18 protein-coding genes are annotated in these 24,202 nt (G+C 58.6%); 9 read left to right on the plus strand and 9 right to left on the minus strand.

Features of this window, described 5'->3' with window-relative positions:
* Positions 1-2 precede the first annotated feature (2 nt).
* Positions 3-2,273, plus strand: a complete 2,271-nt coding sequence (locus tag ACWORE_RS04355) for a TPM domain-containing protein (RefSeq protein WP_455302823.1) — start codon at positions 3-5, stop codon at positions 2,271-2,273.
* Positions 2,274-2,362: 89 nt separating this feature from the next.
* Here ACWORE_RS04355 and ACWORE_RS04360 read toward each other — a convergent pair whose 3' ends face one another.
* Positions 2,363-3,058 carry a hypothetical protein gene (locus tag ACWORE_RS04360; protein ID WP_455302825.1) on the minus strand — a complete coding sequence of 232 codons (696 nt, stop codon included), beginning with the start codon at positions 3,056-3,058 and terminating at the stop codon, positions 2,363-2,365.
* The gene (locus ACWORE_RS04365; RefSeq protein ID WP_406606041.1) at positions 3,059-4,441 is read right to left on the minus strand and encodes a glycine--tRNA ligase; all 1,383 of its coding nucleotides are present in this window, start codon (positions 4,439-4,441) and stop codon (positions 3,059-3,061) included.
* A gap of 203 nt (positions 4,442-4,644) precedes the next feature.
* Between ACWORE_RS04365 and ACWORE_RS04370 the strand changes: the two genes are divergently transcribed.
* The 3 genes from ACWORE_RS04370 to ACWORE_RS04380 all read left to right on the plus strand — a co-directional run bounded on the left by ACWORE_RS04370 (position 4,645) and on the right by ACWORE_RS04380 (position 13,619).
* Positions 4,645-5,535 (plus strand): hypothetical protein, encoded by an 891-nt coding sequence (locus tag ACWORE_RS04370; protein WP_455302827.1) that lies wholly within the window; start codon positions 4,645-4,647, stop codon positions 5,533-5,535.
* A 143-nt stretch (positions 5,536-5,678) separates the two neighbouring features.
* Positions 5,679-9,584: an ABC transporter ATP-binding protein gene (locus tag ACWORE_RS04375; RefSeq protein ID WP_455302829.1), complete on the plus strand. Its 3,906-nt coding sequence runs from the start codon at positions 5,679-5,681 to the stop codon at positions 9,582-9,584.
* A 132-nt stretch (positions 9,585-9,716) separates the two neighbouring features.
* Positions 9,717-13,619 (plus strand): multifunctional oxoglutarate decarboxylase/oxoglutarate dehydrogenase thiamine pyrophosphate-binding subunit/dihydrolipoyllysine-residue succinyltransferase subunit, encoded by a 3,903-nt coding sequence (locus tag ACWORE_RS04380; RefSeq protein WP_455303115.1) that lies wholly within the window; start codon positions 9,717-9,719, stop codon positions 13,617-13,619.
* 130 nt (positions 13,620-13,749) lie between these two features.
* On the opposite strand, the gene ACWORE_RS04385 is transcribed toward ACWORE_RS04380, so the two are convergent.
* Positions 13,750-14,529 (minus strand): hypothetical protein, encoded by a 780-nt coding sequence (locus ACWORE_RS04385; RefSeq protein ID WP_455302831.1) that lies wholly within the window; start codon positions 14,527-14,529, stop codon positions 13,750-13,752.
* Positions 14,530-14,548: 19 nt separating this feature from the next.
* The gene (locus ACWORE_RS04390; protein ID WP_012731301.1) at positions 14,549-14,878 is read right to left on the minus strand and encodes a hypothetical protein; all 330 of its coding nucleotides are present in this window, start codon (positions 14,876-14,878) and stop codon (positions 14,549-14,551) included.
* Positions 14,879-15,011: 133 nt separating this feature from the next.
* Between ACWORE_RS04390 and corA the strand changes: the two genes are divergently transcribed.
* Entirely contained in the window at positions 15,012-16,184 is a 1,173-nt protein-coding gene (gene corA, locus ACWORE_RS04395) for a magnesium/cobalt transporter CorA (RefSeq protein ID WP_455302833.1), read from the plus strand.
* A gap of 7 nt (positions 16,185-16,191) precedes the next feature.
* Here the strand turns inward: corA and ACWORE_RS04400 are convergent, their stop codons facing one another.
* The gene (locus ACWORE_RS04400; protein WP_455302835.1) at positions 16,192-16,713 is read right to left on the minus strand and encodes a general stress protein; all 522 of its coding nucleotides are present in this window, start codon (positions 16,711-16,713) and stop codon (positions 16,192-16,194) included.
* Between the two features lie 55 nt (positions 16,714-16,768).
* Between ACWORE_RS04400 and ACWORE_RS04405 the strand changes: the two genes are divergently transcribed.
* Genes ACWORE_RS04405 through ACWORE_RS04415 form a run of 3 tightly spaced genes read left to right on the plus strand, consistent with a single transcriptional unit; the run spans position 16,769 to position 19,987 of the window.
* Positions 16,769-18,229, plus strand: coding sequence for a magnesium transporter MgtE N-terminal domain-containing protein (locus tag ACWORE_RS04405; protein WP_455302837.1), 1,461 nt, complete (start codon positions 16,769-16,771; stop codon positions 18,227-18,229).
* 21 nt (positions 18,230-18,250) lie between these two features.
* A complete protein-coding gene (locus ACWORE_RS04410; protein ID WP_012731297.1) occupies positions 18,251-18,838 on the plus strand; it encodes a DUF1003 domain-containing protein in 588 nt (195 codons plus the stop codon).
* Between the two features lie 12 nt (positions 18,839-18,850).
* Complete coding sequence (locus ACWORE_RS04415; protein ID WP_455302838.1) at positions 18,851-19,987, plus strand: Mrp/NBP35 family ATP-binding protein; 1,137 nt, start codon at positions 18,851-18,853, stop codon at positions 19,985-19,987.
* Positions 19,988-20,006: 19 nt separating this feature from the next.
* On the opposite strand, the gene ACWORE_RS04420 is transcribed toward ACWORE_RS04415, so the two are convergent.
* The 3 genes from ACWORE_RS04420 to sigE form a co-directional block, all read right to left on the minus strand.
* The gene (locus tag ACWORE_RS04420; protein WP_455302840.1) at positions 20,007-20,651 is read right to left on the minus strand and encodes a twin-arginine translocase TatA/TatE family subunit; all 645 of its coding nucleotides are present in this window, start codon (positions 20,649-20,651) and stop codon (positions 20,007-20,009) included.
* A gap of 60 nt (positions 20,652-20,711) precedes the next feature.
* Positions 20,712-21,269, minus strand: a complete 558-nt coding sequence (locus ACWORE_RS04425) for an anti-sigma factor family protein (RefSeq protein WP_455302842.1) — start codon at positions 21,267-21,269, stop codon at positions 20,712-20,714.
* 117 nt (positions 21,270-21,386) lie between these two features.
* Complete coding sequence (gene sigE, locus ACWORE_RS04430; RefSeq protein ID WP_455302844.1) at positions 21,387-22,070, minus strand: RNA polymerase sigma factor SigE; 684 nt, start codon at positions 22,068-22,070, stop codon at positions 21,387-21,389.
* A 216-nt stretch (positions 22,071-22,286) separates the two neighbouring features.
* Between sigE and ACWORE_RS04435 the strand changes: the two genes are divergently transcribed.
* Complete coding sequence (locus ACWORE_RS04435) at positions 22,287-22,943, plus strand: O-methyltransferase (RefSeq protein ID WP_455302845.1); 657 nt, start codon at positions 22,287-22,289, stop codon at positions 22,941-22,943.
* A gap of 9 nt (positions 22,944-22,952) precedes the next feature.
* Here ACWORE_RS04435 and glgC read toward each other — a convergent pair whose 3' ends face one another.
* Positions 22,953-24,188 (minus strand): glucose-1-phosphate adenylyltransferase, encoded by a 1,236-nt coding sequence (glgC, locus tag ACWORE_RS04440; protein ID WP_455302847.1) that lies wholly within the window; start codon positions 24,186-24,188, stop codon positions 22,953-22,955.
* Positions 24,189-24,202 lie beyond the last annotated feature (14 nt).

Genomic DNA, 24,202 nt, shown 5'->3' on the forward strand with positions numbered 1-24,202 from the left:
TCATGGCAGTCATCCGGAACGACCACTACACCACTGAGCACACCACCCACGTCGCCCATTCTGCGAACACCGCCCACAGACGCGGTGTGCGGCTCACGGCAACCGCAGCTGCCCTCTCACTCACGGGCGGGGTGCTCCTGGGCAGCACAATCATTCCCGAAGCCGCAGCTCAGGTGGCACAAACCACGCAGACCAACGTCGTCGCTCAAAGTGACTCCACAGGATCAAGTACCGACACTAGCGGTTCCAGTGTGGCCACCCGCGAACGCATCAATGACAGCGTTGGGGCCCTCACCGACAGTCAGAAGAAAGACCTGACGGAGAAAATCAAGAAGCTACAGGTCGACGATGACATCGCCATGACTGTCTACATCGCCAACAGCTTCGGCAGCATGTCGGGGAAAGAATGGGCGTACGAACGGTTCCAGGAGAACCCGCAGTCCAATGTGCTTATTGTGGCTTTCGACGTCACTAAGCGCACGCAGGGGGTGTACGGCGGGCGGAACGTCGGCAATGCCGTAACAAAGAAGACGTACGAGGCCGCCAAGGAACCACTCGCGGAAGATAACCCCGACTGGAATACAGTTATCACCGACAAGATCGACGCCGCGAAGGATGCGAATGATAATTCGGCGGCACTGTTCTGGCTGGGTGGTGGGGCTATCGCCATCATTGCGGCAGGGGGCGGCGTATGGTACATGAACCGGCGACGCACGAAGAAGCAGCAGGAAACGATGGTCAAGGATGCCCAGACCATCAATCCGGATGACACGACGTCGCTCAACGAATTGCCGTATTCCGTGCTGGAGGAACGCGCGCAGGAGGAACTCACAAGTACAGATGCGTCGATTCGGACAGCCGATGACGAACTCCGGCTGGCCATTGCGGAATTCGGAGAAGACCGGGCACGGCCCTTCATCCGAGCCATGGATCACTCGAAGCGGACCCTGGAGAGGGCGTTCCAGCTCCGCAGCGAAATTGATTCGGGGACAGTGCGTTCTGACGAAGAGCGCAAGGCCATGCTTGTGGATATCGTGAGCTCATGTGGGCAAGCCGACCGCGGCCTGGATAAACAATCCGACGAGTTCTCGCGCCTTCGCGGGTTGCTCATCGATTCGGACCGACGGCTCGACGAGCTCACCCAACGCATTGTGTCGCTTCGCGCACGGCTGCCTCAGGCGTCGTCAACGCTGAGCGAGCTGCGCACGAAGTATGCGTCCGATGCCCTCGCCTCCATCGCGGACAATGTCGATATCGCCACCGAGCACCTGGATAACGCCGAGCGGGCCATCGATAAAGGCCGTGCTCTCACCCACCAACCTGCAGGTGAGCAGGGCGGGCTCGTGGAATACATCCGCACGGCGGAAATGACCACCGGCCAAGCCGACGACCTGCTCACAGATATCGAGCAGGCCGACGAGCGGATTGCCGAAGCTCGGGGCAATATTCGCTCCCTTATTGACGAGATCACTGAGGAGCTGACCGAGGCTGGGAAACTTCGTGCGCGGGCGAGTGCTCAGGGTTCGCAGTTCGACTTCGACAAGATGGACGCGATCGCGACTGAAGCGTGGGATGCGGTAGAGGATGCGCGCACTATCGATGCGCCGACGGAGACATCGGCGGCTGTCCTCACTACGGGTGGCGACCAGAACGAAGGTGGATCAAACAACGCAAAGGGCGGAGAGTTGGCACGAACCGGTGCTGATCCTCTGGCGATATATAAGCGGTTGTTGGAGGCGGATGAAAAGCTCGATGCACTGCTTGAACAAGCGCGTGACTCGGATCGCGACCGTAACCGTGCGCTTCGTGTTTTCGATCGGACGCGCGATGATGCCGCCGCGCAGATTGAGGCAGCGGATAGTTTGATCTCGACCCGTGGGCAGGCTGTGGGCTCGCAGGCGCGAACTCTGCTCTCTGACGCTCAACGGCAGTTGAGCCAGGCCCAATCGCTGCGGACCACTGACACACGACGTGCAATCTCGGAGGCACGCCACGCTGGCGAATTAGGCAGGCGGGCCGAACAAGCAGCACGCAACGATATCGATGACTTCACCCGACGCAATCAGAGTTACTTCGGCGGTGGCGGCAACGGCGGCGCCTTCATCGCCGGAATGTTGATCTCGTCACTCTTCCACGGCGGTGGCCACTACGGAGGGTATGGAAACTACGGCGGCGGGTTCGGTGATGGATTCGGCGACGACTTTGGTGGTTTCGGCGGATTTGGTGACGGTGATTTCAGCGACGGCGGCAGCGGATTCGACGGAGCGTTCTGACCCGCCCCGACGATCTTCTGTGGTCGCAGCCGCCGGGTGGCCGCCTTCGATTCTCGGCCACTACCCGGCCGTTATGAGGCCGTATGTTCCTACAGCAAGAAAACCAACAACATAAACGGCAGGAGCACGATCAATAGCACCGTCCACATCCAGGTGCTCGTGACTAACTGTGACTCCAACTGCATCCGGGCAACCCACGCCAGGAACACTTGCTGCTCGGTGGTCATCGCCGACTCCTGGCCGGACTCTAGCTCAACAACCACGTGCCGGACACCACGATTACCGCCGGTGAACTGCCCTAATTTCGTCTCATCGGGCGTTTCGAACACGAAGTCCAATTTGCCACAGTTGACGATATTGACCGCGGGCACGCCCTCCGACGTGCCACGAGGTTCAGACGCGACAGCGCTGCCCGAAGCGGGATCGGCAGATGACGTCTCGGCGCTGCCCATGTCGAGGGCCACGCACTTCGCACGTCCGGTCTGTCCTTCTTTCCCCTCGCGCGGGGATTGCGGATCAGCGTGGAAATTCTGCCCATCGGGCCCCGACGCGGACAGTCTCCCCTTCGTGTGTGGGACGAATGTCCACTCGGGCCATGACTCCGGATCCGCACTCGGTTCCGAGGACGGCTGGCTGCCTCCTCCCGTCGCAGCGCCAGATGGCTTCACCCGCGCCGATGTCAGCTCCCTAGACTGGGAAAACCGCGCGATTAATTCGTCGTCACGGAAAAGATCAAGGTGGGCAACGCCACCGTCTTCTTTACGAGGACCCCACGATAGTCTCATTTAGCACCCTGCCAACCGCTCAGCCAGGTAACCCTGCAACTTGTCAATGCTGACGCGCTCCTGCTCCATCGTGTCGCGCTCGCGGACAGTCACCGCGTGATCATCCAGCGTGTCGAAATCGACGGTCACACAGAACGGCGTACCGATCTCATCTTGGCGGCGGTAGCGCCGGCCAATCGCACCCGAAATGTCATAGTCGACGTTCCACAAACCGCGCAGGTCCTGCGCCACTTTCTCCGCCGTCGGCGTCAACGTGTCCTTCTTCGACAGCGGCAGAACCGCCACCTTCACCGGAGCCAGGCGACGATCCAGACGCAGCACCGTGCGCTTATCCACGCCACCCTTGGCGTTGGGAGCTTCATCCTCGTGGTAAGCGTCGATAAGGAAAGCCATCAACGAGCGCGTCAGACCAAACGACGGCTCGATGACGTAGGGGACATAGCGCTCGCCGGTGGGCTGATCAAAGAAGCTGAGGTCCTCGCCCGAGCCCTTAATGTGGCTCTGCAGGTCAAAGTCGGTGCGGTTCGCAATGCCCATGAGCTCGCCCCAGCCTGAGCCAGCGAAACCGAACTGGTACTCCAGGTCGATCGTCCGATCAGAGTAGTGAGCGCGCTCATCCTCTGGAACATCGAACTTCCGCAAATGATCGGGATCAATGCCCAGGTCAACAAACCAGTTCCAGCAATCCTCAACCCAGCGGTCAAAGTGCTGTGAGGCATCAGCAGGCGGAACGAAGTACTCGATCTCCATCTGCTCAAACTCACGGGTCCGGAAAATGAAGTTCCCCGGCGTGATCTCATTGCGGAAGGCCTTGCCCAGCTGGCCAATACCGAACGGCGGCTTCTTGCGGGACGTCGTCTGAACATTCTTGAAGTTCACGAAAATGCCCTGGGCCGTCTCCGGGCGAAGGTAATGCAGCCCCTCTTCATTGTCGACGGGACCAAGGTAGGTCTTCATCAAACCGGAGAACATCTGCGGCTCCGTCCACTCCCCCGGCTGTCCGGTCTCTGGATCGGGAACATCCGCAAGACCGTTAGCCGGCGGGTGGCCATGCTTGGCCTCATAGGCCTCGATAAGGTGGTCAGCCCGGTACCGCTTGTGCGTGTGCAAAGACTCCACGAGCGGATCGGTGAAGGTCTTCACGTGGCCCGAAGACACCCAGACTTCACGCGGAAGAATAATGGACGAATCCAGGCCCACCATGTCACCGCGGGACTGAACGAATGTCCGCCACCACTGTTTCTTGATGTTTTCCTTCAGTTCAACGCCGAGCGGACCGTAATCCCACGCCGACCGAGTTCCCCCGTAGATTTCACCACTCGGATACACCAAGCCCCTGCGTTTACACAGGTTCACCACAGTGTCAATTACCGATGCAGCCACGCAAATCTCCTTGTACTTCACACGACGCGGTACGCCGAACGACGCGTTCTTCACTTCCGGTACATTCTGCGTCATGCGCCCGGCGATAAGCCGTCGACGCACCACACATAATCGCGTCCACCAGCCTAGCCCACAGGCACGACACGTCCACACACGGACACAGAAGAACCCGCTTGTCATAGGCTCCTAATAGAATTGCCTTCATGGCTTCATTACTTAACGTTGTACCCAGCGCGATAAAAGACCGTTTCTCATCAAAAAAGCACTCTGACAAGAAGTTCGACGACGAGCTCGATGGCAGCGATAACGTCGAGAATGACAACCTCGAGACTAAAGAAAAGCCGTCGCGGATCCTTTCGGCTGTCGAACGCGCCGCAGAAATACAGGTGAGACCCATTGCGCGTTATGTCGACATGGTGAAATCCAAGCACGAAGGCGATAGCCCCGCCCAGGTCCAAGAAGTCATTAATAGGCACTTCCGACGTCTCGCAACGACGACAGGGGTGGGCGCCGGAGCGTCGGCTGCCGTTCCTGGAGTTGGCACACTCGCATCCCTAGGTGTTTCGACGGGCGACGCGTTCTTATTCCTGGAGCTTACGACGTGGTACACCCTGTCCTCGGCGTACCTTCGCGGAATTGACATTTCGCGTCACAAGGACCGCACCGCGCTCGTTTTGCTCGCGATCAATGGGTCGTCGGCAAACGAGGCCATCGCGACAGTGTTGGGCAGCGGGAGCGTTTTCCGGTTGAGGTCTTTGAGCCAACCCGCTGTTGGGCAGGTCAATAACCAGCTGGCCTCGATGGCGCTCAAGAGAATCCGCAGACGGGCTGCCACCAGCATGGTAGCCAAGTCTCTTCCGTTGGGTATCGGCGCGCTTATGGGCGGCACCCTCAACAGAAAAATCACATCGAAAGCCATCGAGCACGTCAGCGCAACGCTAGGCGACCCGCCGCTCGTGTGGCCCGACACTACCCGTGCCCTGGAGCAAGGTAACGCCGGAACATCCGACGCCGCCACGGCGTTAGAAAACGCATGGGAAAAGATGGCCCAGAGCGGCGACGACAAGAACAGCGACAAGAACAGCAGCGACTAACGAACAAACGCTAACAATCATTAGAAGCAAGGAAAACGACAACGACGAACACCAAGGACACCTCCACTGGCGACGTCGCCAGTGAGAAGACTGATGCCGAAGCCCCACGGAAGCATGATCTACGTGGACTTTTCCACGTATGCATGATTCACCCGTACTACACGTGGGGAGCGATGGCGGCCACATTGGCCGTCACCATCGCAGAAATCTTGATTCCGCTTGTCACCGCACGGGCCGTCGACACAGCGACGGAGCAAGCGCGCCCGACCGCCTTGTGGTCGTGGATAACCTCGTCGACCGGGTGGACGCCGCTCACCGCCGTGATTGTTGTCATGGTGGTCATCGCGCTCTTGAGATATGCGTTCCAGTTTTCCCGACGATACCTAGCTGGGCAGATGAGCCAGTGGGCACAGCACGAGCTCAGGATTCGTGTCCTTGGCAGCCTTGTTCGACTCGGCGGTAAGGATCAGGACGACATCCGCACAGGGCAAGTTGTCTCCCGTTCAATTTCCGACCTCAATATGGTCCAGGGGCTCCTCGCGATGTTTCCGCTCGCCGCAGGAAGCGTCGTCAAGTTCGCCATCATTCTCGTGGTCATGTTCACGCTGTCGTGGCAGATGTCGCTGGCCGCGGTGATTGTGACGCCAATCCTGGTCATCGTCGGTTTATGGAGTAAGCGCTCGATTTTCGCGTCGACCTGGACGGCCCAGCAGCAGGCCGCGAATGTCGCTACGCATGTTGAGCAAACCGTGACGGGCGTGCGGGTGGTTAAGGGATTCGCGCAAGAGGAGCGCGAGATCACCACTCTGGACAAACTTGGTCGGACGTTGTACGCGCTGCAAATGCGCGCTGCTCATCAACAGGCGAAATTCTTGCCGACGCTTGCTGAGCTGCCCAACCTCGCGTTGGTGGCCAATGTGGCAATCGGTGGTTGGCTGGCGTTGAACGGTCACATCACCATTGGTATTTTCCTTGCGTTTTCCACGTATTTAACGACGCTGACCGGCATTTGCCGCATGTTGTCCAATATGGCGATTTCGATGCAGATGGCCTTGTCGTCCGTGTCCCGCGTCTTCGATGTAGTCGACTTGGAGGCAGATTCTGATCCCGCTTCTCCCTCGCGTATTCCCGACGGGCCGCTGGGGATCTCCTTCGATAACGTGTCCTTCTCCCACCCGCAGACGGACGCTGAGATTCAGACGGGCATTGATAGTGAGCCGTCGGACAGTAACCCGGCGAACTCGTCGGACACGTCAAAGCCTGCGGGCGGCCGTATTCTCAACCACTTCTCCCTGGACATTGCCCCTGGCGAAACCACGGTGTTGGTCGGCCCGCCCGGCGCGGGTAAAAGCATGCTCGTCCAGCTAGTCGAGGGGTTTTATCCGGCCTCAGAGGGGACAATTCGATTAACAACCTCGGGGCGTCCCTCCCCTACTCACGACGACACTCGCGAGGATGGTGACGTCGGCACGCACGAATCCCGCGTCGGCCGATCTGGATCCGACCATGAGTCTGTTGATATCACGGATATCCGGAAATGCGATCTACGGCACTCGGTCTCCGCTGTCTTCGATGAGCCATTCCTGTATTCCCGGTCTGTGCGCGAGAACATTGCGCTGGCGAACCCGCGCGCGACGGATGAGGACATCATTTCCGCAGCTAAAGATGCCAGTGCCCATGACTTCATCATGGAGCTGGAGGACGGCTATGACACGGTCGCTGGAGAACGCGGACTGACGTTATCGGGTGGTCAACGGCAACGTATCGCGCTCGCACGTGCCCTGGTCTCTGGTGCGCGCGTGCTGATCTTGGACGACGCGACCTCGGCTATCGACGCCACGACCGAGGCCGCCATTATCGCGGCGTTGAAGGCGCGGAAAGGGTCCGTCACTCTCCTCCTTATCGCGCACCGCCATTCCACGCTCGCCCTGGCCGATCACATCGCCCTCGTCGAGGCCGGCACCGTCACCGCGTACGGGACTCTGGACGAACTCCAGGAATCAAGCCCGCACTTCTCCGAGCTCATGGCCTTGCCGCGCCACGACGCCGACGCATCTGTCCCCTTCGATGACGGCGATGAACCAGACTTGGCGACGCTGTGGTCCGCGGATCAAGACATGGATGAGCCCGGCGCGGCAGCCACCGCGGGGGACGACCTGTCTGCGGCGGGGGCCGCACTGGCAGGCAGTGGCCTAGGCGCTGGCTTGGGCCAAGGAAGCTCCACCGCCGGAATGCCCGCTACGCCAGAAGTACTGGCGATGGTGGAGAAGCTCTCCCCCGCTACCGAACAGCCCAAGATTGACGCGGAATCGTTCCGCAATGACTCAACGCCGTTCAGTTTGCGCGGACTACTCGGCACGGTGAAGTGGCTACTCGTAGCGGTCATTGCCACGTTATGCATCTTGGTCACGGCCGACGTGGTCTTCCCCACCCTCGTGCGTCATGCCATTGACTCCGGCGTCGGCAATAAAGATACGGGCGCTCTGGTCACCGCAACCGTGTTGGGGCTGATCATCGTGGTTGCGGCATGGATTGCCAGCACGATTAACACCATTTTGACGTCGCGGGCGGGTGAACGGCTGCTCTATGGGCTCCGTTTACGGTCCTTTGCTCATGTTCAGCGGCTTGGGCTCGATTACTTCGAGACGACTCAGTCCGGGCGGATCATGACCCGCATGACCACCGATATCGACTCTTTGTCAAAGTTCCTCCAGGAGGGTTTGGCCCAGGCCATCGTGTCGGGAGCTACCTTGATCGGTGTCAGCATCATGTTGCTGGTGACCGCCCCTCGCCTGGCGTTGGTGGCGCTGACGTCGTTGCCGGTTGTCATTGTGGCCACGGTGATCTTCCGACGGATTTCGTCGCGCTTGTATTCGGAGGCTCGCGGCCAAATTTCAACGGTGAATGCGGATTTTCAGGAGCTGGTTAATGGCATCCGCACCTCGCAGGTGTACAACCAGCAGGATTCCGATGTCGAGCGTTTTACACATAGTGCGCTGGAGTATCGGCGGTTGCGTATGCAGGCGCAAACAGTGGTCTCCATTTATTTCCCTGGCATTAATGCGCTTTCCGAATTGGCCTCCGCTGCCGTCGTGGGAGTAGGCGCGGTCATGGTGCTCAATGGCACGGTGACGGCCGGTGTGCTTGTGGCGTTCATGATCTACATGAACCTCCTTTTCGCCCCCATCCAGCAGTTATCTCAGGTTTTCGACATGTATCAGCAGGCCGAGGTCGGGTTGCGACGCATTAGTGAATTGTTGTCGCAGTCGACGTCGGTCCCCGACTCTGGGCGCGACACACATGTTCCGGAGGGCTCCTTGTCATTAGACGACGTCACCTTCGCATATTCGAACGGTGTGGACGTCCTTCACGAGGTGTCAGAGACTATCGACGAGGGCTCCACGGTGGCCGTCGTCGGGGCGACGGGTGCGGGTAAATCAACGATTGTGAAGCTCTTGGCCCGTTTTTATGATCCGACGGCTGGCGCGGTGCGGGCGGTGGATACCGATATCCGTGACGTCACCCTGGCGGCGTGGCGCGGGTCACTCGGATTCGTCCCGCAGGAATCACACCTTTTTGCGGGGACTATCGCGTCGAATATCGCCTATGGCAAACCTGAAGCAACGCCGAATGAGGTCATCCATGCAGCGCGATGCATCGGCGCCCTCCGCGCTATCGCCGCCATCCCCGGGGGCTTCCTCGCGCCGGTGGGTGAAGATGGGCGCGGGCTATCCTCCGGCCAGCGTCAGCTCATCGCACTCGCCCGCGCAGAACTGGTAAAACCGCAGCTCATGCTCCTTGACGAGGCGACGTCGACACTTGATCCGGCCACGGAAAAAACGATTCTTTCCGCCAGCACGCGGTTGATGTCGAATCGAACGAGCGTGATTGTGGCCCACCGTTTGGCTACCGCCGCACAGGCGGATCGCATTCTCGTGATGGATGGCGGCCGGATCGTCGAGACGGGGAATCACGATGAGCTTCTCGCCCGTGAGGGAATCTACGCTGACCTGTGGAAACATTCGGTCTCCGGAGAAAGCGACATCTAGTTGACACCAACGGGGGCACCCTCTTGTGCGGAAAAGGCCTCCAAAAGGGCCCCGTTTTGAGCGACAAAAGGCATAAGCGGTTACTCTGTAGAGAAGTGAGTCACAATCGACGAAATGAGGCGAGCACCCGCTGTGAACAGCGATAATTCCTTCGGCCAGAACCAGTGGCTGGTCGACGACATGTACCAGCAGTTCACGAAGGACCCGGAGTCAGTGGATAAGGAATGGCGCGAGTTCTTTGAGAAAAATGGCGCCCCCGAATCGTCGGCTGGCACCGAACCCTCCGGAGCTCACAAAGCTACCAATAGCAATACTGCTGCAAAGAAATCTGATACAGCTTCTTCCGCATCTGGCGAAGCAAAAACTATTAAGGGCAAGCGCGCTGAACACCAGGCCGCAGAGAAGAAGCCCTCTCAACAAAACGTGGCAGAGAAGACGGCTGACCGAACAAAGTCACACATTGAAGAGCCTTCTGCCCACGCCCGAAACACGAACCAAGCATCGGCACCTGCCGCGGCGAAGCCCGCCCGTCACGACGAACCGAAGGTTCATAAGCACGCACAAGTTCAGCGCGAATTACGGACCAAGAAAGAGGCACCTTCTCAGAAGCGTGACAACGTAGATATCCCTTCATCCTTGCCTGAGGCTGGGACGAAGAAGATTCGCGGCCCGCAGAAGGCCATTGCGAGGAATATGGACATCTCGCTGGAGATTCCGACGGCAACGTCGGTGCGCGATATGCCCGCGCGGCTCATGTTCGAAAACCGCGCCATGATTAATGAGCAGCTCAAGCGTACGCGTGGTGGGAAGATTTCCTTCACACACATTATTGGGTACGCGCTGGTCAAGGCTGTTTTAGCTCATCCGTCGATGAACAATCGCTACGAGGTTGTCGACGGCAAACCCACCATCGTCACGCCAGAGCACATCAACTTGGGCCTGGCCATCGACATGACAAATAAGGATGGCAGCCGCAACTTGGTTGTTGCCTCCATCCCGGCTGCGGAGACGCTCTCATTCTCCGAGTTTGTCGACGCCTACCAAGACATTGTCGTCCGTGCCCGCAACGGCAAGCTGACGATGAAAGATTTCCAAGGCGTCACCATTTCGCTGACGAACCCGGGTGGTATCGGTACCCGCCACTCGATTCCCCGGTTGACAAAGGGACAGGGAACGATCGTCGGCGTCGGATCCATGGATTACCCCGCGGAGTTCCAAGGTGCGTCAGAAGACCGCCTCGCGGAATTAGGCGTCGGCAAGCTAGTTACTATCACCTCGACTTATGACCACCGGATTATTCAGGGTGCGGAGTCCGGAGAATTCCTCCGTGAGCTGGGCCGTCTCCTGATTAACGACGAATTCTGGGATGACATCTTCAAGTCCCTGAAGATCCCGTATGTCCCTTTCCGGTGGGAGCAGGATCTGCCCAACATTGGGGTGGATAAAAATACCCGCGTGATGCAGCTGATTGAGGCGTACCGGTCGCGCGGTCACTTGATCGCGGACACCGACCCGTTGCAGTGGCACCAGCCGGGGCTTCCCATCCCCGACCACCGCGATCTTGATTTCGCCACGCATGGGCTGACCTTGTGGGATCTGGACCGACGCTTCCATGTCGGTGGCTTCGCTGGACAAGAGGTCATGACGCTTCGCGAAGTGCTCAGCACCCTGCGGTCTGCCTACACTCTGAAAGTCGGATACGAATACAACCACATTTTGGACCGCGACGAGCGCCTCTGGTTAGAAGAGCGCATTGAGGCCGGCCAACCCAAGCCGTCACGAGCTGAGCAAAAGTACATTTTGCAGAAGCTCAACGCTGCTGAGGCCTTTGAAAACTTCCTCCAGACGAAGTACGTCGGGCAGAAACGGTTCTCCCTCGAAGGTGCGGAGTCTCTCATTCCGCTCATGGATGCCGCCATTGATACGGCCGCTGCTCAGGGGCTCGACGAAGTTGTCATCGGTATGGCTCACCGCGGACGATTAAACGTCTTGGCGAATGTCGTCGGCAAGCCGTTCTCACAAATCTTCACCGAGTTCGAGGGCAATATCGACCCCGCCTCACCCGGTGGTTCCGGTGACGTGAAGTACCACTTGGGTGAAACCGGCCACTTCATCTCCATGTTTAATGACGGTGAAGTCGATGTCACCCTCACGGCGAACCCGTCTCACCTGGAGGCCGTAAACCCCGTCGCAGAAGGCATTGCACGGGCCAAACAGGACATCCTGGATCGGGGCAATGAAGGCTTCTCTGTGATGCCCATCCTGGTACACGGAGACGCCGCTATGACGGGTCTGGGCATCATGCAAGAAACCGTCAACCTCTCACAACTCCGTGGCTACACCGTCGGAGGCACTGTCCATATCGCGGTGAATAACCAGATCGGGTTCACAACGACCCCGGATTCCGGCCGCTCCAGCCAATATGCGACGGACTTGGCTAAAGCATTCGGGTGCCCTGTGTTCCATGTGAACGGGAATGATCCCGAAGCTGTGGTCTGGGTTGCCAAGTTGGCTGTCGAATATCGACGCCAGTTCGGTAAAGATGTGTTCATTGACCTCATCTGCTACCGACGCCGTGGCCACAATGAGGCTGACGATCCGTCAATGACGCAGCCCGAGATGTACCAGATCATCGATAACAAGCCGACCGTCCGTGACCTTTACACCCGCAGCCTGGTAGGCCGTGGTGATCTCTCTGAGGATGAGGTCGAGATCGTTAAGCGCGACTTCCGCGAGCAGCTGGAAACCGTGTTTAACGACGTCCGCGCTGCAGAAAAGGGCGGCAAACCTGCCGAACAATCGGGTATTACCTCAGCGCAAGAGCTGCCTCGCGGGCTGGATACCTCAATTACCGAGGAAGAAGTTGCCGCTATCGGCGATGTCTTCACCAACCTGCCCGAGGGATTCCACCTCCACCCACGCGTCGCTCCGCTGGCGAAGAAACGTGGCGAGATGTCGCGTAACGGCAAGATCGACTGGGGCTTCGGCGAACTTCTCGCGCTCGGTTCGTTAGCGCGTGAGGGCAAACTCGTTCGTCTGGCCGGTGAGGACACCCGCCGCGGTACGTTCACCCAGCGCCACGCGGTCTACATCGACGCGGAAAACTCTGACGAATACAACCCGCTGCAGAAGTTGGCGCAGGACGGCGACAACGGTGGCCGCTTCCTGGTCTACAACTCCGCGCTCACCGAGTTCGCGGGCATGGGATTTGAATACGGCTATTCCGTCGGCAATCCCCATGCCGTCGTCGCGTGGGAAGCACAGTTCGGCGACTTCGCCAACGGTGCGCAAACCATTATCGACGAGTATGTGTCGTCGGGTGAGGCCAAGTGGGGCCAGCAATCGAGCTTGATCCTCCTGCTGCCGCACGGCTATGAGGGCATGGGCCCGGACCACTCCTCCATGCGTATCGAGCGCTACCTGCAGCTGTGCGCTGAGGGGTCGATGACTGTGGCTCAGCCGTCCACACCGGCGAACTACTTCCACCTTCTCCGGCGTCATGCCCTGGGTGATCTTCGCCGTCCGCTGATTGTGGCGACGCCGAAGTCGATGTTGCGCAACAAGATGGCGACCTCCTCGGTAGAGGACTTCACCGAAGTCAAGCGCTTCCACTCAGTGATTAATGACCCGAACTTGGTCGATGCCGAGGGCAATGCGATTGGTGATACCTCGAAGGTTAAGAAGATCCTTCTGGTGTCCGGCAAACTGTACTGGGATTTGGAGAAGCGGCGTCAGAAAGATGGCCGAGATGATCTGGCCATTATCCGTCTGGAAATGCTGCACCCGGTACCGTTCCGACGCCTGAAGGAAGCGTTCGACATGTACCCGAACGCCACCGAGATTCGGTTCTGCCAGGATGAGCCCGCCAACCAGGGACCGTGGCCATTCCTCGCGCTGCATCTGCCTGAGCTTGTGCCCGACATGCTCCCCATGAGGCGTGTGTCCCGACGGGCTCAGTCCTCGACGGCAACCGGTGTATCGAAGGTGCACCAGATCGAGGAGAAGCAGCTGATCGAAGAAGCTTTCGCGGACTAGGGCACAAACCTCTACTCCACGAAAGCGGTGCCCGTCACGTACTCACGTGGCGGGCCCTTCGTTTGTTTCGATGCGGGATGCGCACTCCCCTACCAGCTGCGCGTGATGCGCCTACTGGCTGCGGAAGCGCCTAGTCTTCTTTGGAAAATGCCAACCCTTGTGATTGCAAATAGTTCTTCGCCACACGGTCAGCTGGCGCAGATTCCGCTTTCTTGTAGAGCTTATCCAGGTCACGCGTCGAACCAAGGTTGCCTGACACCCACGTGAGAGAACGGCGATCCTCGGTGCTCATCGTGGGCTTGAGATACACCGGCACGATGTTCTGCGGAAGCGTGACCTCGTCCTCCGGGGTATCACTACTGGCGTTCCGGGTCTCCGTTTCCGTGGAGCACTGCGCATTCGACGCGTCCGTCACGCTGATATCAGAAGGCAGGGATTGCGCAATTTTCTCCCACACTTTGCCTATCGTATTGCCCGGGGCTTTACCCTGCCGGACATTCTTCTTCATCTGGTCGAGGATAGTGTTGGCCGCATTCTTGTCCAGATAGTTCAGCAAATCACCCGCGCACACCAGGACAAGCGTATTTTTCCCGGCGCGCAAAGACTCAATCGCGTCCTGCACATTATCTTCCGACGCCTGCGTTTTGGCTTTTCGCGGCGTTGGGCGCCCAGCGTTGGTTGTGTCGAACACCTGGTCATAAAGCGCCGCGGTAATGTCGTCGTATTTCCCGACGGCTGCTGAGATCAGCACGGGGTCGGTGTCGGTGTAGGGCAGCTTCTGCACGGTGGACACCGCGGTCGACGAACTCCCTGAGTGACCGTCGTCGCCAAAATCTGCTGTGACATGGCATGATGTCAGTCCGCTAAGGGCAAGGGCGGCCACCACACTGGCGGTAACGCTCTTTGTCATTTTGGTGACTTTTTTCATGCTATGACCACCACATCCACCACAGAACAATTGCAATAATGACCAGCGCCCCCACCGACCAGAGAGCCGCCCCGAGGCTCCGCGAGCGGTCCGCGCGGTGAACCATGAGAACGGACACGACCGCGCTCACAGCATGGGCAACGACCATTTGTCCCCCATGGGTTGTCCAATCAGTGCTCGGCACCAGCTGGACCACAATTAAGACCACCGTAGCCAGCACCATTCCCGACGCCAACCCCGCGGCTATGCCGCGAATCAACGACACGAGAGGGGTGACCCGAGTTTTCTGATACCACTGCCGCGTTTCCGCAACGTCATACTGTCCGACCATCGTCTCGAGTTTAGCCAACCCGGCCGCTAAACCAACCTACGGCTCGTCATGGGCCCGCGCGACCCGCAAAACACGACCCGCACGCGACGAGGTGGTGAGGTTTTCTCACCGGCGCTCGGTAGCATAAGTAACTATGCCTCGGAATGATAACTACCCCGACACCGGTGAGCTAGTTCGGGCTGTGGAACATGAAGCGGTCATGAACGCGCCGGATTGGATTATCAACACCACCGACGCCACCCATTCTCCCGAGCCTTCGCACCATCCCGTGGCGCGGTGCGCGGTTTTCGTTGAGGGGCGCAAAGTCGATGGCCCCTTCACCATCGCGTCGGCCCTGGACCGTGTTCACCAGGAAAACCAGCACGATTCGTCCGACCCCCACACCTCACACTCCGAGGAGGACTCCACCCCGCGGGCGTTTGTCTGGGTGTCGCTGGTCTCTCCCACCATGGAGCACATGGAGCCCATTGCGCGACTGTTCCATCTCCATTCCTTGACGGTGGAGGACATCGTCAAGGCCCGCCAGCGCCCGAAGCTCGAGATCTTGGGTGATTATGTTTTCATCGTCGCGCGCACGGTTCATTACGACCCGTCCCCCGTCGATAGTACGAATGAGTTCATTGAGACTAATGAGCTCCATATCATCCGGGGCAAGGATTTCGTCCTCACTATCCGACACGGCGACGTGCCTATTCCCGACAATGTTCGGCAACGGCTTGAGCGTTCGCCTCAGCTGACGTCGGTCGGGCCGGCGTCGGTGGCATATGCCCATTTGGACTGGCTTGTCGACGATTACCTCCACATTGCCGAGGAACTCGAAGAAAAGGTTGACACCATGGAGGACCAGGTGTTTATCCCGGATTCGCCCGTGCATATTGAGCCGATTTATATGCTCAAGCGGGAGAACCTTGAGATGCGGCACGCCCTTGACCCCATGACGGCGGTTCTTAAAACGCTGACCGTGACCAAAGGAACCGCGGGTAAGAGTGTTCGGTCGTTGTATGGGGACATCCTGGATCACCACACCATTGCGGCTGATCGGATTATTAGTTACGACGAACGCCTGTCGACGCTGCTCGATTCCGCCGTCGCCAAGGTGTCGCTGCAGCAGAATACGGATATGAGAAAGATATCGGCGTGGGCTGCGATGGCGGCGGTGCCGACGCTGATCGCCGGTATTTACGGCATGAACTTTGACAATATGCCAGAGACGCATTGGGCCGCCGGGTACTTCATTGTGCTCATTGTCATGTTGTCCGCGTGTGTCGGGTTGTGGCTCATTTTCCGACGAAACAAGTGGCTGTGAGGGCTACTTACTTCCTGCTTGACCAGTTTTTGCGCGACAAAATCTCGCGGCCACGTTGTGCTGACCGGGGTTTACTCAGAACGTCGTATCGGCCCGCAACGATCTGCGTCGTCGACGCAAAATCACGGCGTCCCTTCATCGCACCATACGGAATAGCGACGGAAATCAGGCCGAAAAGAGCACCCATCGCAGCGCCCAATGCGAGAGGGCCGAGGAACTCGTTAGTAAATAATCCGACGAGGAGGCCGAAGAAAACACCCATCCACGGGCCTGAGATCGCGCCGCCAGAGAGCACCTTGCCCCATGACAAGCGTGATGTGACACGTTCAACCTGCATCAAGTTCACACCGACGATGGTGATGTCGTCCACCGGGAAATCTTCCTCGTCAGAGAGAGAATCCACCGCGTGTTGTGCAGATTCGTAATCCTCGAAGCTACCGATGGGCCATCCTTCGGGGCGTTGGGGTAGCCCTTGGGAACCTTGTGCGCCCAAGGTGGCACCGAAACCTGAGGCAGAGGGTGTAGTCATGCCCTTAGCCTACTGAAATACGGCTATGAGGTAAACACCCACTACACTGTCGGACGTGAGTGCCGTGAATCGAGTTTTTGCTGGTCGCCTAGCGGGAATGGTTGTCCTTGGCCCCGATGGTGAATCGATTGGTCGCGTCCGCGATATCGTCGTCACCATCCGGCCCCGTGGCATGGCTTCCCGCACGATTGGCCTAGTTGTTCAAGTTGCTGCGCAAAACAGGCAGATCTTCGTCCCTATGCTTCGCGTCGCGTCGATCGATCCGCGGGAAATCACCCTTGTTTCAGGTTCTGTCAACCTTCGGCCGTACCAATCTCGCGCCGGTGAATTGCGCGTCATGTCCGAGTTAGTGGGCTCCAAGATCCACATTGACGATCCTGAGCATGAGGATTTGCATGGTCGCCCGGTGGATATCGCAGACGTGGAGATTGAAAAGTCACGTACCCGTGATTGGATCATCAGCCGCGTGGCGGTGTCTAAGGAGCGCAACCGGTTCGGCCGTCGGCCACCTCTGTCGGTGGTGGAGTGGAACCATGTTCATGGTTTATCCGTCTCCGGTGCGGGTCCTGCCGATGCAACGGCGGAAATCCTCGCGGAATTCGACGACATGCGCCCGGCCGACATTGCTCAAATTCTGCATGACCTTCCCAGCACCACACGAAATAATGTGGCCTCAGAGCTGGAAGATGCCCGTCTGGCCGATATCCTCCAGGAGCTCCCTGAGGACGAGCAAATGGGCGTCCTGGAAACGTTCGACATAGAGCGTGCCGCCGACGTGTTGGAAGAGATGGATCCCGATGATGCCGCGGACCTCCTGGGCGAGATGCCTGATGATAAGGCCGACGTCCTCCTTGAGTTGATGGATCCGGAGGAATCGGAGCCGGTCCGCCGTCTGATGAGTTTCTCCCCAGAGACCGTGGGTGGCTTGATGACATCGGAGCCGATCATTTTGACTCCGCAGGCCACGGTGGCTGAAGCTCTTGCTCATGCTCGTAACCCTGATTTGTCGACGTCGTTGAGCTCGATGGTGTACGTGGTGCGCCCGCCGAAGGCAACGCCGACGGGTAAGTATTTGGGCACGGTTCACATCCAGAAGTTGCTGCGTGAAGCACCATCAACCTTGGTCTCCAGCATTCTGGATCCGGATCTTCCCCCACTTTTTGCCGACGACACCCACGAGACGGCTGCTCGTTACTTCGCAACCTATAACCTAGTGTGTGGTCCGGTCCTTGATGAGGACAATCACCTGCTCGGTGCCGTCGCAGTGGACGATTTGCTGGATCACCTCCTCCCCGAGGGGTGGCGTGAGCAGGAAATCCGCCCTGAGGCGGGATCATCGGGCCACCAGGCTGGCACGTTGGGGCGCGCTGCTGGAGCGCACGGTGCCCCCGGCCGCAGTTCTCGTGCCCAGAAGGCGGGGTCGGTCATCGTGAAGAAAGCTGGTGAGCGACGACGCGACCGCCAACAGGGATCCACTCCGCAGGGTCCGTCGGCAGGGAATTCTCACTCAAGCTAACCCACGAGAGGGGCTTATTATATGGCTGATTCGTTTGCTCGAACTGACCTGGACACTCCGGTCCGCGCTAAGCGCCGCTCGTTACTGTCGATGGATGGTGATGCGGTCGGCGTTGCTGCGGAAAAGGTTGCTCGTTTCCTCGGAACCGGTAAGTATTTAGGCTGGCAGACCATCATCGTGACGGCCTGGATCCTCCTGAATATCGGCGGAATGTGGTGGAACTGGGACCCGTACCCATTCATCCTGCTCAACCTCGCCTTTTCCACGCAGGCGGCCTATGCAGCTCCCCTGATTTTGTTGGCACAGAACCGCCAGGATGACCGCGACCGCGTCACGCTGAACGAAGACCGCCGCCGTGCGGCCCAAACAAAGGCGGATACGGAATTCTTGGCACGCGAGCTCGCCGGGGTTCGTATCGCCCTGGGAGAAACCGTGACCCGCGACTACCTGCGGCACGAGCTCGAGGACCTCACCACAGTCCTTCAGCGCATTGAGGGCCGTCTGGATGACGCTGCCGCGGATGCGCCGGTGGACCTGGAATACATGGGCGATGATGAGCGTCGCGCGGGATTGGACAGCCCTAGCGGCCAACACAATGAGTCGTCGTAGGATGGTGGCGTTATGGCATCTGAATCTACTATCACCGAATCCACTGTTCGCGACGCATTAGCCCAGGTCAAAGACCCCGATATCGGCATGCCGCTCACCGATTTAGGCATGGTGAAATCGGTCGCCGTCGACGGCGCTGATGTTTCGGCGGAGATTTATCTCACCATCGCCGGTTGCCCCATGAAAAATAAGCTTGTCGACGATTCTCGCGCGGCGATCGAGGGCATTGAGGGTGTTGGGAACGTCACCGTCACCACGGATGTCATGAACGACGAGCAGCGCCGCGAGTTGCGGAAGAAGGCCCGCGGTGGCGTCGATGAGCCGGAGATTCCGTTTAGTAAGCCTGATTGTCACACGCGCGTGTATGCCGTGGCCTCCGGCAAGGGTGGCGTCGGTAAGTCGTCGATGACCGTCAACATTGCCACTGCGCTGGCCGCGAAGGGGCTGAATGTCGGGGTGCTTGATGCCGATATTTACGGCCACTCGATCCCCGGAATGTTAGGGTCGGACGACCGCCCGTACCAGGTGGATGACATGATCATGCCGCCGCAGGCACACGGCATCAAGATGATCTCCATCGGCCACTTTATTGAGGGCAACTCCCCTATCGTGTGGCGCGGTCCGATGCTGCACCGCGCTATCCAGCAGTTCCTTGCCGACGTTTTTTGGGGTGATCTCGATGTTCTGCTTCTCGACCTGCCCCCCGGCACCGGTGACATTGCGATTACCGTCGCCCAGCTCATACCGAATGCTGAACTCCTCATTGTGACGACGCCACAGATGGCCGCGGCTGAAGTCGCTGAGCGGGCAGGGTCCATCTCGCAGCAGACTCAGCAGCGCATCGCTGGTGTTATTGAGAATATGAGCTACTTCGTCATGCCCGATGGCTCACACAACGAGATCTTCGGCGAGGGCGGCGGCGAGATTGTCGCCGATCGGCTGTCCCGGATTACGGGGACTAAGGTGCCGCTGATGGGGCAGGTTCCTCTTGATCCCGCGTTGCGCGAGGGTGGCGACGGTGGCGAACCGATCACCATTTCTTCCCCGGAATCTGAAACGGGTGCGGCGCTGAATGCCATCGCGGACCAGCTCACTCACCGTCGGACGTCTTTGGCGGGTAAGTCGCTGGGCCTTGGAGTGACGCCGTAGCGGGGTGCAACGGGCACTTTTAGAGGACTTCGTCGAACCCGCTCCAGGAGCCGTACACCGGCTTCTTAGCGTCGGTGGATTGTTCCTTTCCTGGCTCCCCTGTTGCCGTTCCCCGTCCACTATCACGGCCCTGTGAATCCGAGTGGTAACTCACCGCGTCACTACCTTCGCTCCCCTGGTTGTGTTTTTCCACTGAGGGGACCGATGCGCTTGATCCCGCGGCAGACTTCGTCGTCGACGAAGCGTCGTCGGCATTTTTCGTCGAAGAAGGTTTGTCAGCGGCGAAACAGTCTTGAATGGCCCGCTGCGGGGTTGTTGTCCTCATCGTCTGCAGGGGCTTGTCGATGGCGTCTTTCGTCGCATCAAGATCGGTAGTGTCGTCGTCGAAGAGAGCTTTGGCGATGAATCCCTTCGCCCCCATTGATCGGTACGAATTGAATTGTCGGAGGGGCTCGCTAAATTCTTTGATCGGTTCGCTGAATTCTCGGAGATCCTCGCCTAGTTCACCGTCGATTTGTTTCCGCGCATCTGCGACGGCGTTTTTAATGGCCAGCCGGACCGCGCGGATTTCCTTCATAACGCCTGGTAAACGGTCGGGGCCGATGATGAGGAAGCCCACCACCACAATGATGATGACTTCCATCCAACCGATACTTGAGAACACGCCAGATATTGTACAGAGCTTGGCAAATGGGACGACGGAGTGACGGCGAGACTTCTAATGTCAGCGTTTTGGTGAGTTACTGCGGTCTTTCCATGCGCATCGCAGCTGGTCGGCGTATTCACCGACCGTGTCCATGGCGCTCATTGCCCCGTTCTCGACGGTGCGCATCACACCAAAGGCAGCACTTTTCGCGGCGCTCAACGCGTTGTCGTGCCGTAGGTCGCTCAGTTCGTCGCCCGCGCCATAGCCATCGGAACGGTGGGAATCGGCATTGTCATGACTGCCACCAGTGGCCCGAGCTTTCTTTCCCTGGCCATGGTGTTCGGTCTTCGCCGGTGATCCGCTCGGATTTTGTGGGTCACAGTTGGTCGGGATTGCAGCCAATTTGTGCAGGAGTTCCGTCGACATGTGGACGGGTTCGTTAGCTGCTTCCCTCATGCGCTGTGCTGCATCGCGCTGGGCTTTGACATCGCGTCGACATTCCTCGCAATGCACAAGGTGGCGGAGAACTCGACGTTGGGCTCGCGGGGGCATTTCGCCGTCGACAAATGCGGCCACAGCTTCTTCTGAAAGATGCTCAATCGAAGAGAATTGTCGTGGCTTTGACGAACGGCCCATTGGACATCACCCCTTGCACACTACAATTCGCCCGGCCAGGCTCAGCACGCGAATTATCGACGATGCAGCTCCACCATCAGGTTATGTTCCGACAATGGGCGCGTCGATGATCTCTTTCTACCCAACGTAGTGCAAAATGCCCTCGGATGACTGCAAACTCTTCCTCAACTGGGCACGACCACGGTGAATGCGGCTACGCACTGTCCCCATTTTGATCCCTAAGGTGTCTGCAATTTCGTCGTAGCTCATGCCGACAACATCACACAGCACGACGGCTACGCGGTAATCGGTCGGCAACGAGTCCAAGGCTTTTTGCAGTTCCGGATCAATATTGGCGTCGATATAGGACTGCTCGGGATCGTTCCGGGTCCCCGGCACTGTGTCATAATTCTCAGGCAGCGCTTCCATTCGGATGGTCTGACGTCGACGCACCATGTCCAGGAACAAATTAGTCGTGATCCGGTGGAGCCAGCCCTCAAAAGTTCCGGGCTTGTACCGTTTAAGTGACCGGAAAACCCTCATAAACGTTTCCTGGGTCAGATCTTCCGCGTCGTGCGTATTACCACTCAGGCGAAGAGCGAGGCGGTACACACCATCCGCGTGCTCCGAAACAAGCTCACTCCAGCTCGGCATTACCCCCGATCCAGCATCGAATGCTGCGGTACCAGTGCGAGGTTCGCTCCCCGCAGGGTGGTTAGCCATTACATCATCGCCTTTATGTGGGTCGATTGTGGAAGCTGAGGTCGCGCGAGTAGGTGTATTCCGTTCGGAACGGTGAAAAGCGCCTGACGCCAGTGTCATGATTTAACTGTCACATGCATTCGTTTCCGAAGCATGAATTCCGCCTGGGAAATTCCTGTGAAGGTGAAATCACTGAAATCACGAACCCGCGAGGGGCATGTCACGAGGGGAATTGTAAATCATTTCCGCAGTAAAAGCCACGAATGTCTGCTTCATTGTCGCAGTTATGGGCGAGCCACACCCTTTACTCCGTCTCTATCACTAGCATGAATAACCGTGACCGATTCTGCTCTTGACCTGATGACTGACTTTATTAACGCCACCACCGACGAATCCGACGCGATGGGTTTTGCGCGGGATGCCGCCGACGAGCTCGGCCTCACCGCTCCCGACGAACTCACGGCGTCGTTTTTAACGACGATTAGTTCCTCATACTGCAGGGATAAATCGGCAGTTGTTGTCTCCCCCTCCGCGTGCGTCTCAGGCTTGGCCATCCTCGCGGGAATGGGCCCGAACGGTCATGTGACCTGCATCGACACGGAAGCGATCCACCAGCGCGTTGCCCGCCAGGCATTCACCGCGGCCAACATTCGCTCCAACCAATACCGTTTCCTCCCCTCGCGCCCGCTCGAGGTCATGACCCGGCTGGCAGCGCGCTCATACAGCCTGATCTACGCCGAAATTGCTCCCGCCGACGCATCAACACTCGTCGACGAGGCCCTCGAGCTGCTCGAACCGGGCGGGCTGATTATCCTCGCGGATATTCTTCTCGACGGCACCATCGCGAATCCGGCGCGAAAGGACCGCGATACCGCCGCGGCCCGTCGCCTCGACGAGGCGCTCCGCGACCGCGAGGACATCTACCTCTCCCGGCTACCGCTGGGCGCGGGGATGGTCCTGATCTCGCGGAACGAAGACGCACCGGCGAGCTAGCGTCGGCTATTAATCCTCGTCAGCGCCGTGGAGTTCATAATTCTTCGGGACACACACGACGCCGCCCTGGGACAGTGTGAACCGTTCAGAATCGCGCGCCCGATCCACGCCAGTGAGCGCGTTATCTCCGACGCGGACATTCTTATCCAAAATGGCGTGGCGAACCACAGCGCCTTTTCCGATGCGCACGCCATCCATCAGGACACAGCCCTCGACGCTGGCGCCTTCTTCCACAACGACGCCCGGGCCAAGAACTGAGTTACGCACGGTGCCAGCGGAAATAATGCACCCTGCAGCCACAATGGAGGACTGAGCAATTCCGCCTTTGACGAACTTCGCCGGAGGCAAGTTGCTGTCGTCGGACGTGTGGATAGGCCACTTGCGGTTGTACAGGTTGAAGACGGGGTACACGCTGATGAGGTCCATATGGGCTTCATAGAAAGCGTCGACAGTACCGACGTCGCGCCAATAACCGTGGTCACGGTCCGTTTCCCCGGGCACAACGTTGCGGGAGAAGTCGTGAACGTGCGCCTCGCCCCGGTTCACGAAATACGGGATGATGTTGCCGCCCATGTCATGCGCCGAGTTTTCGTCTTCCGAATCCTCTTTCAGCGCATCGATTAGCGCCTGGGTCGTAAAGACGTAGTTACCCATGGAGGCGAAGGTCACGTCGGGGTCATCTGGGGTAGCGGGCGGATCGGCTGGCTTCTCCAGGAACTCGGTAATCGTGCCGTCGTCGTCGGCTTGAATGCAGCCGAATGCGGTTGCTTCTTTGCGTGGCACCCGGATTCCGGCGACGGAACACGCTGCTCCCGACTCGATGTGCTCCTTCACCATCTGTTCGGGATCCATGCGGTACACGTGGTCCGCGCCGAACACGATGATGTATTCAGGATCTTCGTCGTAAATGAGGTTGAGCGATTGCAAAATGGCATCTGCTGAACCTGTGAACCACCGTTTCCCGAGCCGCTGCTGGGCGGGCACTGGGGTGATGTATTCACCTGCTAATCCGGAGAGTTGCCACGATTGCGAAATGTGCCGGTCAAGTGAGTGGGATTTGTATTGGGTTAAGACGCAAACCTTCATGTACCCGGCGTTGACCAAGTTCGATAAGACAAAGTCAATTAAACGATATGAACCCCCAAAAGGAACAGCTGGCTTGGCACGGTCGGCCGTGAAGGGGAAGAGTCGCTTCCCTTCGCCGCCCGCGAGGACAATGGATAGGACGTGTGGTTGGCTCCTCATGGGTACTAATTTAT

The sequence above is a fragment of the Corynebacterium sp. c7Ub_26 genome (assembly GCF_053760365.1).

Bases quoted from the DNA above. Each gene is read 5' to 3' on its own strand.
- ACWORE_RS04390 (WP_012731301.1), bottom strand. From the start codon at position 14,878: ATGGTCGGACAGTATGACGTTGCGGAAACGCGGCAGTGGTATCAGAAA.
- ACWORE_RS04370 (WP_455302827.1), top strand. From the start codon at position 4,645: ATGGCTTCATTACTTAACGTTGTACCCAGCGCGATAAAAGACCGTTTC.
- ACWORE_RS04400 (WP_455302835.1), bottom strand. From the start codon at position 16,713: ATGACTACACCCTCTGCCTCAGGTTTCGGTGCCACCTTGGGCGCACAA.
- ACWORE_RS04360 (WP_455302825.1), bottom strand. From the start codon at position 3,058: ATGAGACTATCGTGGGGTCCTCGTAAAGAAGACGGTGGCGTTGCCCAC.
- sigE (WP_455302844.1), bottom strand. From the start codon at position 22,070: ATGACACTGGCGTCAGGCGCTTTTCACCGTTCCGAACGGAATACACCT.
- corA (WP_455302833.1), top strand. From the start codon at position 15,012: ATGCCTCGGAATGATAACTACCCCGACACCGGTGAGCTAGTTCGGGCT.
- glgC (WP_455302847.1), bottom strand. From the start codon at position 24,188: ATGAGGAGCCAACCACACGTCCTATCCATTGTCCTCGCGGGCGGCGAA.
- ACWORE_RS04375 (WP_455302829.1), top strand. From the start codon at position 5,679: ATGATTCACCCGTACTACACGTGGGGAGCGATGGCGGCCACATTGGCC.
- ACWORE_RS04425 (WP_455302842.1), bottom strand. From the start codon at position 21,269: ATGGGCCGTTCGTCAAAGCCACGACAATTCTCTTCGATTGAGCATCTT.
- ACWORE_RS04410 (WP_012731297.1), top strand. From the start codon at position 18,251: ATGGCTGATTCGTTTGCTCGAACTGACCTGGACACTCCGGTCCGCGCT.
- ACWORE_RS04355 (WP_455302823.1), top strand. From the start codon at position 3: ATGGCAGTCATCCGGAACGACCACTACACCACTGAGCACACCACCCAC.
- ACWORE_RS04385 (WP_455302831.1), bottom strand. From the start codon at position 14,529: ATGACAAAGAGCGTTACCGCCAGTGTGGTGGCCGCCCTTGCCCTTAGC.
- ACWORE_RS04415 (WP_455302838.1), top strand. From the start codon at position 18,851: ATGGCATCTGAATCTACTATCACCGAATCCACTGTTCGCGACGCATTA.